Genomic DNA, 14,320 nt, shown 5'->3' on the forward strand with positions numbered 1-14,320 from the left:
CGGCCTGCTCGCAGCCCCACAACTGACGGCACTCACGTCGAGGCGTCTCGAGGGCGTGGCGGCAGCTGCGGCTCATCGATGTGCTGGTGCTGCTCACCGCTCCGCTCGAGCGGCGGACGCCGAACGTCGGCGCCGAGGTCGCCGCGCACCTGCCCGGTCACCCACACCGGTGATCAGGTACCGCCGATCGAGGTCTCCTCGGCTGGAGGCCCGCCAGGACGCTGCCGGGCGACCCGACGGAGCACCCATGAAGCAGATCTACTCGAAGGCCGAGCTGCACTTCCCTGACGCCGTGTCGCGGCCGAGCGTCCTGCGCACGGTCCCCCTGAGGTGGCTCGGCGGAGGGCTCCTGGGGCTCGGCGTCTACGTCTTCGCCCTGGTCCGCGTCACAGAGCCCATGGCGCAGGGGAGGATCCAGCTGGTCACCCAGGCGACGAGCGTCGCGGTCGCGGTGCTGATCGCCCTGGTGACCTGGGCCTACCGACGTCGCGTCGAAGACCAGCGCAGGGTCGGGGAGGCCGTCGCGGGCCTCGTCAACGCCTGGAACCGGTTGCGGACGGCCACCGGCATCACCGCCGCGATCGAGAGCAACATGCCGCTCCTGCGGGAAGCCGGCTCCAAGATGCCCAGCCAGGTGCTGCGAACCGTCGACGACGTCGAGAAGGAGCTCCGACGCATCGACCCCCTGCCCTCAGGTGCAAGCGCCGTCGTCATCGAGCGGTGGCTGGAAGCCCGCTACGACGCGGTCGACCACCTCAACCAGCAGCTGGTCGCAGCGGTGCCGGGCAGCGCGCGGAGCGCCATGCGCGCCACGGCGAGCGTGCAGGCCTACAAGGAGGTCATGGACGCCTACTCGGACTGGGACCACGCCGCCCAGCTCGCACGCGCCTCCGTGGTGCGCTGGCACGACCTGAAGGCCTGCGTCGACGCCGCCGAGCGGCACGTGCGCGCCTGGTGGGTGTACGCCGTCAACGACCCGCGCTTCTGGGAGACGGATCCCGCCCTCCGCTCGGAGCGCAAGACCTGTCACGCCCGGGCCAAGCAGGCGGTCTACTCGCTGCACGACATCGTCGAGACCCGCCGCCTCGGCTACCACCCGCTGCAAACCCTGGTCATCCGGCTGTCAGGTGCGGGCCGGCTGCTGCACGCTCCCACGAGCGCACGCTCGGCCTGATGGTCGCCAGTGCCTCGCCCGCCTGCCAGCACGTCACAGGCGGGCGAGGACGGATCCGCAGCACCGCGCCTCGCAGTGACGAGGTCCGCAGGTCCCCTCCAGTGGGGGACGCCCCGCCCCTCAGCCTCTGCACCACGCACGCCGATGGATGAGGGGTGATCGGCAGAGACGCCTTGCGCGGCTACGTCCTCGAAGAGGTCGTGGCGAAGATGCTGCAGCTCAACGGCTACCGGCTGCTCAACGACGAGCGCGACGACCCTGAGGCCTTCATCACCAGGGGACACACCTTGTACGTGAAGGGTCGGGGCTCTGACCACCAGGCGGATGCCCTCGGCGACCTCACGGCGCCCATCCCCTTCGGTCTTCCCGTGCGCCTGTTCGTCGAGGCGAAGCACTACAGGCAGCCGGTCGACCTGCCGGTGCTCCGCAACGCTCACGGCGTCATCCACGACGTCAACCAGTGCTACGCGACGCCTCGCACGGGAGCCCGCCGGGCGCAGCGGTACGACTACCGCTACGCGGTGTTCTCCACCAGCGGCTTCACGAGGCCTGCGGACGACTTCGCCCAGGCGCACCAGATCAGCCTGCACGACCTCTCCGAGGAGAGGACCCGGCCCCTGCTCGATGCGATCGCTGCCACGGCCGATGGCATCCGCGACGCCGCCCGGGCCGCCAAGCTCACCGAGTTCCCCCTGCACGCGCTGCGGCTCGCGCTGCGCGCCGCTCTAGGCACCCTCGCCACTCCCCCGACGTCGACCACAGCAGCCGCCCCGACCGCAGCTGACATCAGCGCGCGGCTGCGCACGGCCCGCGCCCTGCACCCGGCCCTGGAGGCGCTCGACCCGCTGGCACACCACGGCTTGAGCACCTCGCTCGCCGTGGTCACCGCGGAGGCCCCCGGCTGGGCGTACCTCGTCGGCTACTCAGAAGGCCCCTCGGTGCTGGCGATGCGACCGGACGACGTGCGGGCCTTCGAGCTGCACTGCTCCGGCACGGACGACGTGCCCGTGCAGGTCAGCTACGAGCCGGCGCGCAGGACCGGTCGCGGCGAGTTCGTGCTCACCCCGGAGGACCGCGAGCGCCCTCGGTTCCAGCTGCGCTTCGGGGCGCCCGACGTCGTGGTCCGCGACGTGCTCACGGTCCCCGAACCGTCCGACCCCCAGGCGGCGCCGGTGCGACGCACGGCGATCACCGTGTTCCAGCAGCAGCGAGCGATCCGCCTGTCGTACGTGCCGCGCCAGGTGCCGCGAGACGCCGACGCCAACCAGGTCGCGGACCTCCTGCGCGACGATCCGCCGGCGCCTGCCGCCCTGACCGAGCCCTCGGCGGTCCAGGAGGAGGAGATAGACCTCCTCGACGTCGACATCGACGAGGACGAGGACGAGGACGACGCGGACACAGACGAGGCCCTCGCCGACGCTGCCGCCGGCACCTGGGTCCCCTGGACTCCGAGCGAGGCGCGGCGCTTCAGGGGGCAGCTGGAGCAGCGCTCACCCGACCGCGCTGCTCTCCTGCGCGCCCTCACCGAGGGGCGCAGGCGCGGCTTGAACCGCGCTGAGGTGCTCGAGGCCATGGGGCGAGACGCCAGCGCTTCGTTGAACGGCGTCGTGAAGCCGTTCGGCACGGTCGTCCGAGCCCTCAAGCGTGCTGGTCAGCTCGGCGAGGACAAGGAGAGCCCCGTCGAGCCCCGGACGCGGCGCGGCCGCGTGGTCGGCTACCGGCTGCGGTCTGAAGTCCGTGAGGCGCTGCGGCGCGCCAGATGACCCCTACCGCTCACCACCGCCGCCCGTCACGCGCGCCTCGGCCCTCGTCGAGCTCCCGCTGGATGGCTCGCTCAGCGCCGTCGAGGAGGTCCGCGTAGAAGCTCGTCGCCGGAGAGTGCCTACCGATGCGCGCGAGGGCAGCACGCGCCTCGTCTCGGCACTCGATGTCCTCCGCGAAGGGCTGCCCCGCGGTCCCGACCTTCATCTTGTTCGTCACGCAGGCGAAGAGCGAGCTGCGCACCTCCCGTTCGACGTCGCTGCCGGCATGCCTTGCGGCGCGCAGCATGACCTCCACGAGTTCCACCTCGTGCCACAAGAAGTCTCGGGGCGCTCCACGCACCGTCGACGCGACGACGGCGACGTCGCCGGGGAGTCCCCGCTGGAGGCGCGCGGAGAGCACTCCGAGCACATCTGCGTCGAAAGGCCCTACGACCGCAGCGAAGAGCTCATCGCTGAAGAGGGTGCGCCGCCGGGGATCCACAGCCAGCCAGTCGAGGATGCGCTCCAGGACCTGCGTGAACGAAGGGGTGCTGCGGAACCGCAACGATGACGGCCAGCGGACGGGGAAGGCGTCGATCCGATCCATCCCTTCCTCGACCTGCCGCTCTGCTCGTGCTAGCAGGAGGTCCAGCACCAGGTGCGGCCTGCTGGCGGACAGGTCCGCCAAGGCGTCGACCACCTCGTAGTCGTCGAGTGACGGAAGGCGCTGCAGGGCCGCCACGATGCTGGGGACCACGGGTGCTGCGGCGTCCCACCCCACCTGTCCGTGACGGCCGACGAGCGCGAGCACTTCGTGGAGCACACCGTTGCCGCGGGCGCGTGCGCCGCTGAGCCCCGCCCAGGTCGCCCGGTCTGCCTCGGCGGCAGCCACCAGGTCGACGTGCTGCAGGAGTGGGACCACAGGGCCCGCCCCCCGGGCGTTGATCACGTGCAGCGTGCGGACGGCCTCAGCCACCACCCAGGGGTCGCGGTGCCGCAGCAGGTCCGCCAGCAGCTCGCGCTCCCCCACCAGCCAGTCCTCACGACGCCCGCGCCATCCGCCCAGTCCCCGTGCCACAGACCGGGCCAGAGCGGCCCCCCCGCTGCCGGGAGCGGACGCCACCGCGCGCAGCTGGGGAACCAACTCGGAGCCCATCGTGGACGCGAGCGCACCGACGACGGGCGGCACCAGAGCGGCGAGGTCTCGAAGGCCCTCAGGTGCGTCGACCTGGTCCACGGCCAGTCGGAGCAGTGCTTCACCGGCCTCCCGGGACTGCTCGGCGAGCACGCTCGCCACGTACCACGGAGTCCCCGGCAGCACCTGGCCGCCAGCGCCTTCGACGACGTACCGGCTGCGGCTCACCGCGCGGAGGAGCGCTTCGACGCTGCCGAGCGGACCCCACAGCGAGAGGCTCTCGGTGACGGCCCGCTGGAGGGCCTCCTCGTGTCGCTGCTGCTGACGCTGCCAGTCCCCGTCCTCGTCGAGCCAGTCCGACCACGTGGCTTGCACCTCGTTGGCGAGCAGGTGGGCGGCACTGCGCGGGAGGGCGTCGAGCACCGCGCGGGCGGCCTGGCGCTCAGCCCTCACGCCGAACCTGTGGTGGCGCAGCAACGCCCGCTGCAGCACCGCGGACACGTCGGGCTCAAGGCGAGGGTCTCGGGCCAGTTCCAGCAGCTCGGAGAAGGTGCGGACACGTTCTTCGGCCCACGCGCCCTCCTCGTCGACAGCCGCCTGCGAGCGCTTCTCGGCTTGCGCGGGTCGGAGCACGAGCGACGCGTCGATGAGCCGCGCTGCGGCAGCGGCCTGGCGGAAATCGGTCGACCGTGCCTGCTGCAGGGCCACGCTGAGGATCTTGGCCCGCAGCCCGGCCACCTGCCGGTGGGGCACGGCGAAGCGCGTCATCACGATGGAACCACCGTCGAAGGTGGCACGGTTCCCGTCGACATCGAGCAGAGGCCGGAGGAGGTCCAGGCAGGTCGCCCGACCCCGGTGCCGCTTCGCGGGGTCAGCGCTCCACCGGATCACGTGCTCCAGGAACTCCTCGTTGTAGGCCAGCGGCTTGTCGAGACCGAACTCGGCCATCTCCTGGAGCACGCGCAAGGGGTGGCCGGGGAACTGGTGCGGCTCACGGTCCTCCTCGTCGACGAGTGCCCACAGGACGTCCGCGGTCGGGGCCACCAGGTCGAGTTGGTGGGCGGCCTCGCGCAGCAGCGGCGTGGCCGATCGGACGGCGTCCAGTCGGGACCACGGCCTGCTCCAACACGGAGCGTCGACCTCCGTAGCGTCGGCGTCGGTCGTGGGCAGGTGCAGCACCAGCTCAGCGAGGCGCAGCGCTCGGTCGGGGCGGTGCCCCGCTGCGCGAGCAGCAGCCTCGACGAGCGTGGTCCTGCGAGCGCGCGGCGCGTCGACCACCCGGCGCTGGAGCTCGTCCCAGAACGCGTCTGACAGCGAGCGGTCTCCGCTCTGCCAGTCGAGCCGTGCGGTGTTGTCGATGACGTGCGCGAGGACGTCGTCGTCCTCCAGAGCGACCAGCCGGCGGAAGAAGGTGCTGTCCCGACCTGACACCTGGCGGCAGCCCTCGGCGAGCAGTGCATCACCCAACAGGTCGGGCACGACGCGGTAGCTGCTCCCGTGGCGGAGGAGCAGTCCCCTCCGCTCTGCGCTGACGACGGCGTCCTCCAGGTCGTCCGCCGCCATGCCGGAGAGCTGTTCCAGCGCCTCGTCGAAAGCCGGCCGGCCCCAGCGGAGCGGTTGGAGGGCGGACACCGCACGCAGGACCTTGCGGATGCGGGGCCCGTCGGCGCCGGAGAGGTCGCCGACCTCGTCAGCGAAGACGAGCATCACCTGGTCCCGGAGCGCTGCTGCGCCTCCCGCTCCCAGAGGAGCCAGGCGGCCGCTGTCCACCGCGGCAGCGCCGGCGACCAGCAGCGCAGGACAGTCGCGAGCCATCGCCGCCAGCTGCTCCTCCCACAGCAGGCCGAGTCGGCCGCCGCTCACGGAACGCACCAGCAGCACCGCCTCCGAAGCGGTGAGGTCGCTCAGCTGCAGGCGCGGGACCTCAGCCGTCCAGCCGAGCGTGCTGAGCACCTGCCGCTGCACGTTCTCTGCTCCGCGAGGCCGGACGCTCAGCAAGAGCGCGGCCTCGGGACAACGCCCCCGGACTCCCACCAGGACGCTGGGCAGGTCGTCCCGCTGGTCCGCATCATCCACCACGAGCACGAGACCGTCACGCGGTAGCAGCTCGAAGTCCTCAGGCCTCAGCTCCTGCGAGCGCATGAGATACCGCGTGGTGCGCCCCGGAGCGCGCTCGGGCACCTCCCGGAGCAGGCGAGACTTCCCTGCGCCTCCCGGACCGACCACGAGGAGCACGGGTGAGACACCGGTCACGGCGTCCGCCAGCTGGTGCAGCTCAGCGCTGCGTCCGATGAGGGGTACGTCGTGGGACACGCCTGGGACGGCCAGGGGAGCTCGGACCGTGAACTGGTCCGCTGTCAGCCATGGACTGGGCCGACCGGTACCCAGGAAGGCCTCGCGCAGGCCTGGGAAGTGATCGTCGACGAGGCGGATGGCGCGCTCGGGCTCTAGAGCGCGCACACGCGCAGACAGGTCGTCAGCGTCGTCGAGTGACCAGCCGTGCTGGGACGCGATGGCAGTCCGCGCGGCCGGGCTAGCCGTCCTGGAGAGCAGGAGGCGGTACTCGTCGTACGGCGGCCGGCCGGTCTCGAGCAGGTGCTTCGCCACGTCTGCGACCGCTTGCCGGACATCAGCCGCCCCGAAGCGGTCGACCCGCTTGCACTGCAGCGCCACCTGTCGCCCATCCGCGGTCGAGAGGAGCACGTCGATGCCGCCCTGGTCGTGACCGGGCCCTCCCCACAGGTGCACATCTCCGACGTCTCCGTCGCTCTGCTGCACCCTGAAGAGGTCAGCGGCGAACCGTTCGAAGTCCCTGGGCGAGAGCTGGTCGAAGGGAAGGCGGGGAAGCAGCGGCCGCACGGCGACCGGAGCGGCAGACAGTCCCAGGAGCAGCTGCTCCAGCGCCTCTCGCCTGGACGGATCGGGCTCCCCGTGCCCGCGTTCCCAGCGACTCACGGCCTGCTGCCCGACACCCAGGTGCCGGGCGAGGTCAGCCTGGTTCCACCCGCGGGCTCGCCGTATCCGCCTCAGGTCGCCCCCCGAGAGGCCACCTGCGTTCCCGGGGGTCATGGAGCAAGCATACGCAGTGTCCGTACGCGTTGACCACGTACAGACACCCAGGACGCGTATCGTGTGCCCCTCGGGTCGACGAGTCGCCACCTCCACGCCCACACCATCAACTGGCGGCAAATCAGTACCGATTGTGGTACTGATTTGCCAAACGGAGGGAAGGTTCCATGGGACATCGCCAGGAGCTGTGGGAGCTGGCCATGGACCAGCAGGGCTACGTGGCCACGTGGCAGGCACGCGAGATCGGAACGCCCAGCGTCGAGGTGCGCAAGCTCGCCGCCCGAGGTGCTCTGCGGCAGGTCGCCCGCGGCGTCTACCGCTTCGAGGACTTCCCCGCCGGACCTCACGGAGACCTGTGGCGCTGCCTCCTGTGGGCCGGCCGCGGGGCGGTGCTGAGCCACGAGAGCGCGCTGGCGGGCTGGCAGCTCTGCGACGTGAACCCGACCAGGGTGGAGGTCACGGTGCCGATGGACCGCCGCCTGCGGCGCGCGGAGGTCGTGTGCGAGGTGCACAGGGAGGACGTGCTCACCGACGACCTCTCCTGGTGGGAAGGCCTGCCGGTCGTGACTCCTCGGAAGGCGATCGAGCAGGGGATCTCCAGCGGCGTGGCCCACCACCTCCTGACCCAGGCCATCAGCACCGCCCGTGCACGCGGTCGCGTCCGCCCTGCGGAGGCTGCAGACCTGGAGCGTGCACTCCACGCACGTGTGGCCGCAGCGACGGCTCACCGGTGAGCCAGCTGCCATCGGGCTCGCTCCCCGACAAGGACCGCACGCCGCAGTCCGCCAACCACCTGAGGCGATGGGTCGAGGACGCCAGCAGGAAGCTCGGGTCTCCCGCGGGGGACCGGATCGGCTGGATCGTGGCGTCCACGCTCGTGGTGTCCGCCCTCCAGCGCGCCACCGGAGCAGACGGACGTCCGCTGTTCCTCCTCAAGGGCGGTCTCTACCTGGAACACCGCCTCGGTCTGGCTGCACGGGCCACCAAGGACGTCGACACCCTCTTCCGGGGTGAGGTGGAGGCGATGGCAGAAGAGCTGGACGCTGCCCTCGCCGATCCGTGGGGACCGCTCGCCTTCCAGCGCACCGAGATCGAGCAGATCACGGCGGATCGTCAGGTCCGTCCCTGCCGGTTCGACGTGGTGCTCACCATCCGGGGGGTCACGTGGCGGCGGATCCAGGTGGAGGTGGCCTACCCCGAAGGCCGCATCGGCGAGGCGGCCGAAGCGGTCGCGTCCCCACCACTCGGGTACTTCGGGCTGGCGGGCGCTCCCGAGCTGGCGACCATCACCATGGCCTACCAGGTGGCCCAGAAGATCCATGCGTGCACGGACCCGCACACGTCCGAACGCCCGAACAGCAGGGTCCGTGACATCGCAGACCTCGTCCTGGTGAGGAGGCACCTGTACGAGGACGCCACCGCCTGGGGTCCGGTCACCGCTGCCTGCACCGATGTCTTTCGAGCGCGCGGGGTCGAGGCGGCAGCGCTCGGCCTGCAGCAGCGCCCGTGGCCCCCAGCCGTGCAGACGAACGAGCTGTGGGTGGCCGGCTGGCCGCGCCTCGCCAAGGAGCTGGATCTGAGCCTGTCGCTCGACCAAGCCGTCGCCGAGGTCAACGAGTGGATCGAGGGCCTTTCGACGACAGCGGGGTGAACGCCGGCAACGACTCCATGTACGGTCCGACCCCTTCGCCCGTCCGCCACGACCGGCGCGCAGCGGCGCGAACCCCCAGCGGCGAGTCGACCCACTCCCGAGGGCGGAGCAGGTCGTGGTCCCGCGACTGCCGTGATCCACCGGTGCGCCGAGAGACACTCGCCACCACGATGGTCGGGTGTCTCCGTGGCGCCGTCACCTCGGGTCCTGGACGAGCGTGCTGCTGTTGGGCGGCGCAGGCGCCTGCGCCGCGACGCCCGGCTGGCCGAGGTGGCTCGCCGTCGTCCTCGGGCAGCCAGCGGGCAGGGCGTTCGGCTGGTACCTGCACTGGCGTCGCGTCACCGCTCGCACTCCCCCACCACGTGACGCCAGTGGTTCAGTGGTCTCGTGCACGACCCGTTGTGACCACAGGCCGACGGCCGGGTGCTGGGACGCGTGACGGCGGCTCACAGCGCAGCTAGCGCTGAGGTGCGCGTCGTCGTCGACGCGCCCGATCCGCAATGAGGGGCTTTGCACGGATCGTGGAGCCACCTGTCGCTGGACCGCTGACGTCAGGGCGGGCTGACGGCTCAACCGGGAGACCGGGAGATCGGTCGTGGAGCTGATCGAGCGCGCGGCAGCGGTCTTCCCCTCGACAGACGGGTGACCTGCGCCGTCCAGTCCTTCACCCGCTCCAGAGGCCCGTCGATCCCCAGCGCGTGGGTCGACTCGCTCCAGCAACAGGGCCTCCGCGCGCTGCGCTGGGCGTGTGCGCCGCTGCGCTCGTCGTCGTCGTCCTCATCGGCCTGTCGAACCCCGGCCCGTGGGCGAAGCTCGCCGCCATGGCGGTGTACGTCATCGGCCTGGCCAGCGCGTGGCTGGCCACCCGCTGGCGGCTGCACCGCACCCCGCCCGGGACGCCCGAGCACCAGCTGTGGGCCAACACCGGTCGGGCGGTCCTGGCCGGGGTGCTCGGCGTGGTGGTCATCGTGGCCGGAGACCTGACGGGCGGTGCGCACACCTACGTGCCCCCGGTGCTGGGTGTGCTGCTGCTCACCGGGGTGGCGCTCAACTACCTGGGGATCATCCGGTGGACCAGCCCCAGCGAGCACCGCAGCCGCGTGGACCCCGACCACCTGGTCGCCACCGTCTGCTGCGCGCTGGTGCTCGTCTCGGGAGCGCTGCTGGCCGCCACCCTGTGGACCGGCGTGCCCGACCTCGCCCGTGACTCCCGGTTCCCCGTGGTGGTGTCGGCGGCGTGCGGCCTGGTGGAGGCGGCGGTGCTGGCCGGCACCACCCTCCGGTGGTGGCGCCGCGACGACCTTCGCCCCGCCCTCATGACCGGCGCGCTGGTGGCCGGCGTGGCCATGAACGTCACCCTGCTGCTGAGCGGCCTGCCCGACCTGCTGCCCTGGGCCCTGCTCCCCCACGCCGCCTGGGCCACCGCGCTGGCCCTGTGCGCGCTGCTGCCCCCGGTGGAGCACCCGCGAGACCGCCACGACGTCGCGCTCAGCAGCACCAGCGGCTTCGTCGCGGTGCTCCTCGCGCTCCCCGTGGCGGCCGTCGCCGCGCAGGAGGGCCTGGGGCTGGTGGCGGTGCTCGCCACCGCGGCCCTCCTGGGCTCCGCGACGCGCCTGCTGCTCGACGTGCGCGAGCTGCGCCAGGTGCTGCGCGACCGGCGCGCCTCCCTCACCGACGACCTCACCGGCCTCGCCAGCCGCCGCGGCGTCCACGCCGTGCTCGAGCGGGCCCTAGGCGAGCAGCGCCCCCTGGTGGTGGCCGTGCTCGACCTCAACAGGTTCAAGGAGGTCAACGACGCGCTCGGCCACGCCGCCGGAGACCAGCTGCTGCGCACCGTGGCCGACAGGCTCCGCGCCCTGCTGCTGCCCGGCGAGGTGGCCGGGCGCCTCGGCGGCGACGAGTTCGTGGTGGTGGCGCCCTGCGGCCCCCGCACCACTCCCGACGCGCGCGCCGAGGCGCTCGGCGCCGCCATCACGAGCAGCCTCGGCGCGCCGGTGCCGCTGGGCGCGCAGGTGGTGCACGTGGAGGCCAGCACGGGCACCGCCACCTGGCAGCCCCCGTCCTCCTCCCCCGCCGAGGACGACGACGACGCCGGCTCGCTGGCCGCGCGGCTGCTGCGCGCCGCCGACGCCGCCATGTTCGACGCCAAGCGCTCCGGCGGCGGCTGGGTCCCCCACGACCCGTCCCACCACGACGACACCGCGGGCCAGCTCGCCCTCGTCACCGACCTGCGCACCGCGCTGGCCACCGGTCAGCTGGTACTGCACCACCAGCCGCAGGTGCTGGCCACCACCGGGCAGCCCGTGGGCGTGGAGGCGCTGGTGCGCTGGCAGCACCCGCGCCTGGGGCTCCTGGGCCCGGCGCGGTTCCTCGACCTCGCCGAGGCGCACGGCCTCATGGGGCTGCTCACCGAGGAGGTGCTGCGCCTCGGCGTGGCGCAGCAGGGCGCGTGGCGGCGCGACGGCCTCCTGACGCGGCTCTCGCTGAACCTCCCCGCGAGCGCCCTGCACGACGTCGACCTGCCGCGCCGCGTGGGCGAGCTGCTGGTGGCGCACGGCGTGCCGGCGTCCAGCCTGGTGCTGGAGGTGACCGAGACGGTGCTGCTGCGCGACGTGGCCCGGTCGGGCGCGGTGGTGCGGGCGCTGCGCGCGTCCGGGGTCCGGGTGAGCATCGACGACTTCGGCACCGGCCACTCCTCCCTCGCGCGGCTGCAGAAGCTGCCGGTGGACGAGCTGAAGCTGGACGGCTCCTTCACCCGCGAGCTGCTGGTGGACGAGCGGGCCCGCACGATCGTCGCGGGCACCGTGGCGCTGGCGCACGCGCTGGGGCTGAGCGTGGTGGCCGAGGGCGTCGAGGACGCCGAGACGCTCCGCGCCCTGCAGGAGCTCGGCTGCGACGAGGCGCAGGGCCACCTCTTCTCCCGGCCCGTGCCCGCCGCCGACCTCCCGGCGTGGTGGCGCGAGCACGGAGGGGCGACCGGGGGTCTCCCGGGCGGCGGGACTGAAGGGATCGCCGGTGATGGCCGATCCCTGGTGCATGAGCTCTGACGCCAACGGCCGCCTGACCCTCGGCTCGGTCTTCGACGGCTTCGAGACCGACACGCGTCCGGTGCGGCCGGTGCTGGCCGGGTGGATGCGGCGCGTGCGCCTGCTGGTGTGGCCCCCGGCCTGCTCGCAGCCCCACCACTGACCCCCCTCCCAGCGCGAGCTGGCCGCCTGGTGGTCGGCGCGGTCCGCGCCGGCCGCGCCGGGTGACGCTCCTGTCGCACGCACCACCGGCACCTCAAGATCTGTGCAGCAGGCGCCGATCACCGAGTGACCGTCCCCCCGGACGGTCCCCCTCGCCCTACCGTCCCCACAGCCACCCGGGAGACTCCAGTGCTGCGCCGCCTCGCCAACCTCAAGATCGCTTCCAAGCTCGGCCTCGGCTTCGGGGTGGTGTGCCTGCTGCTCGTCACGATCAGCGCCATCAGCCTGACCCGCCTGAACGACGCCCAGGCCAACCTCGACTACCTGGCGGGCAGCGGCCTGGCCTCCGTGGACACCTCCGACAAGACCATGACGGCGTTCGTGACCGCCCGCTTCGACCTGGCCAACGCCGCCCTGGCCCCCGACGCGGCCGGCACCGAGGCCGCCCTGGACAAGCTCGACGCGGACCAGAAGGCCCTGGACGAGCAGTGGGCGGAGTACCTGGCGTCCGACCCCGCCAGCACCCCGGCGCAACAGGAGGCCTTCACCTCCGCACTGGCCGACTGGCGCACCGCCGCCCAGCAGCTGATCCCCCTGGCGCGGGACAACGACCTCGCGGGCTTCGTCGACCTGCGCGCGAAGGCCGCCAACCCGGCCGCGCAGGCCGCTGGCGCCGCCCTGGCCGACATCACCCAGACCGAGGGCGAGGCGGCCGACAAGATCGCCGCTGATGGCGCCGCGGCCTACCGCTCCGCCGTCGCCCTGCTCGTGAGCTGCTCCGTGCTGGCCGTCGCCCTGGCCGTGGGCATCGCCCTGGTGGTCTCCCGCTCCGTGACCCGCCCCCTGTCCAAGGTCGTGGACGTCATGGCCGGCGTCGCCCAGGGCCGCCTGGACCGACGCGTGGGCCTGGACACCACCGACGAGGTCGGCCAGCTGGCCGCCTCCACCGACGCCTCCCTCGACGCTCTGTCCACCGCGATGCGCGAGATCACCGCTGAGGCCCGCTCCCTGGCCTCCTCCTCGGCCTCCCTGTCCAGCGTCTCGACGCAGATGGCCTCCGGCGCCGAGGAGGCCGCCACCCAGACCCAAGTGGTCTCCGCCGCCTCCGAGCAGGTCACCGCCTCCATCTCCACCGTCGCCGCCGCCGGCGAGGAGATGACCGCCGCCATCGCCCAGATCGCCTCCGCCACCACCGACGCCTCCCAGATGGCCACCTCCGCGGTCACCGCCGCCGGCTCGGCCGGCGGCGCCATCGAGCGCCTCGGCGTCTCCAGCCGGGAGATCGGTGACGTGGTCAAGCTCATCACCTCCATCGCCGAGCAGACCAACCTCCTGGCGCTGAACGCGACCATCGAGGCCGCCCGCGCCGGGGAGCTCGGCAAGGGCTTCGCCGTGGTCGCCGGTGAGGTCAAGGAGCTGGCCCGCCAGACCGCGCAGGCCACCGACGAGATCATCGGGAAGGTCTCCGCCACGCAGAACGACGCCTCGGCCGCCGCGGCCGCCGTGACGGAGATCAGCGAGGTGATCGGTCGCATCGACGAGGTGCAGGCCACCATCGCCGCCGCCGTGGAGGAGCAGTCCGCGACGACGTCGGAGATGGTCCGCAACGTCACCGAGATCTCCACCGGCTCCGCGCAGATCTCGGCGAACGTCTCCGACATCGCCCGCGGCACCGACCAGAACCGGGAGTCGGCGGGCCACACCGCCACCACCGCCGGGACCCTGGCCGCCTCGGCCAGCAAGCTCCAGGAGCTGACGGGCCGCTTCACCGTCTGAGCCCCGCCCCTCCGGGGGCCCTCACCAGAGCCACCGGTCGGCGCACCTCGCGCCGGCCGGTGGCTCTCGCCCTTCCCCGCTCCTCCTCCCCTCCCCTCGCCCTCCCCCGCGACGATCGAGGACGTTCGCCCCACCACGCCGCCCCACCCCACCGTGATCATGGGCGTTCGCCACCCCGGCCTTGCAGTGTCAGGTCCTCGGCCACCGTCAGACCGACCAGGCCGCATCCGGCCTCACGGGCCTGACACTGCACCGCGACCGGACGCTGCCCCCGCGACCCCACCTCGAGCCGGCGCCCCTGCCGCAGCAGCACCCCTGCTGTGCGGCACCCAGGCCGTGGTCGCCCTGGCCGTGTCGCTCGGGGGTCCGGCAGCCCCGCCGCGCGGCCCCGACCGCCTTGACCGCCCTCACCGCCCCGCGACGAGGGAGCCCCGAGCTACCCACCCCGACGCGGGACCCTGCGCGCAGGAGCACCGGCGCAGCGCCGGCCCGCACCGGGGAGGCACCGGGGACCTCGGCGCCGTGAGCCCTGCGTGGTCCTCGGGGAGCTCTGGGCGCAGCACGACGAGGGCCACCGGCCGGCGC

8 protein-coding genes and 1 pseudogene are annotated in these 14,320 nt (G+C 72.9%); 7 read left to right on the plus strand and 2 right to left on the minus strand.

The annotated features are described in order from the left end of the window. Positions 1-247 precede the first annotated feature (247 nt). Positions 248-1,174: a hypothetical protein gene (locus FHN55_RS20370; RefSeq protein ID WP_139714245.1), complete on the plus strand. Its 927-nt coding sequence runs from the start codon at positions 248-250 to the stop codon at positions 1,172-1,174. Between the two features lie 155 nt (positions 1,175-1,329). Beyond that, on the plus strand, positions 1,330-2,937 hold the full coding sequence (locus FHN55_RS20375) for a restriction endonuclease (RefSeq protein ID WP_139714246.1): 1,608 nt from the start codon (positions 1,330-1,332) through the stop codon (positions 2,935-2,937). A 10-nt stretch (positions 2,938-2,947) separates the two neighbouring features. Here the strand turns inward: FHN55_RS20375 and FHN55_RS20380 are convergent, their stop codons facing one another. Together FHN55_RS20380 and FHN55_RS24345 are read right to left on the minus strand one after the other, a co-directional pair. Continuing rightward, positions 2,948-6,016: a hypothetical protein gene (locus tag FHN55_RS20380; protein ID WP_257571163.1), complete on the minus strand. Its 3,069-nt coding sequence runs from the start codon at positions 6,014-6,016 to the stop codon at positions 2,948-2,950. 201 nt (positions 6,017-6,217) lie between these two features. Then, a pseudogene (locus tag FHN55_RS24345) lies at positions 6,218-7,120 on the minus strand (helix-turn-helix domain-containing protein); the annotation flags it as partial. Positions 7,121-7,287: 167 nt separating this feature from the next. Between FHN55_RS24345 and FHN55_RS22920 the strand changes: the two are divergent. The 5 genes from FHN55_RS22920 to FHN55_RS20395 all read left to right on the plus strand — a co-directional run bounded on the left by FHN55_RS22920 (position 7,288) and on the right by FHN55_RS20395 (position 13,735). Further along, positions 7,288-7,854 (plus strand): type IV toxin-antitoxin system AbiEi family antitoxin domain-containing protein, encoded by a 567-nt coding sequence (locus FHN55_RS22920; RefSeq protein WP_218974868.1) that lies wholly within the window; start codon positions 7,288-7,290, stop codon positions 7,852-7,854. 146 nt (positions 7,855-8,000) lie between these two features. Further along, positions 8,001-8,771: a nucleotidyl transferase AbiEii/AbiGii toxin family protein gene (locus FHN55_RS22925; protein ID WP_180357975.1), complete on the plus strand. Its 771-nt coding sequence runs from the start codon at positions 8,001-8,003 to the stop codon at positions 8,769-8,771. Between the two features lie 746 nt (positions 8,772-9,517). Continuing rightward, on the plus strand, positions 9,518-11,818 hold the full coding sequence (locus FHN55_RS20390; RefSeq protein WP_139714249.1) for a bifunctional diguanylate cyclase/phosphodiesterase: 2,301 nt from the start codon (positions 9,518-9,520) through the stop codon (positions 11,816-11,818). Then, positions 11,808-11,960 (plus strand): hypothetical protein, encoded by a 153-nt coding sequence (locus FHN55_RS22930; protein ID WP_180357976.1) that lies wholly within the window; start codon positions 11,808-11,810, stop codon positions 11,958-11,960. Before FHN55_RS20390 ends, FHN55_RS22930 begins: the two co-directional genes overlap by 11 nt. Before the next feature lie 188 nt (positions 11,961-12,148). After that, positions 12,149-13,735 (plus strand): methyl-accepting chemotaxis protein, encoded by a 1,587-nt coding sequence (locus FHN55_RS20395; protein ID WP_218974869.1) that lies wholly within the window; start codon positions 12,149-12,151, stop codon positions 13,733-13,735. Positions 13,736-14,320: the final 585 nt, after the last annotated feature.

The organism is Streptomyces sp. NP160, assembly GCF_006335115.1.
Lineage (GTDB): Bacteria > Actinomycetota > Actinomycetes > Actinomycetales > Quadrisphaeraceae > Quadrisphaera.

Excerpts from the sequence above, each read along its gene's own strand:
- FHN55_RS20370 (WP_139714245.1), top strand. The coding sequence starts at position 248 with ATGAAGCAGATCTACTCGAAGGCCGAGCTGCACTTCCCTGACGCCGTG.
- FHN55_RS22920 (WP_218974868.1), top strand. The coding sequence starts at position 7,288 with ATGGGACATCGCCAGGAGCTGTGGGAGCTGGCCATGGACCAGCAGGGC.
- FHN55_RS22930 (WP_180357976.1), top strand. The coding sequence starts at position 11,808 with ATGAGCTCTGACGCCAACGGCCGCCTGACCCTCGGCTCGGTCTTCGAC.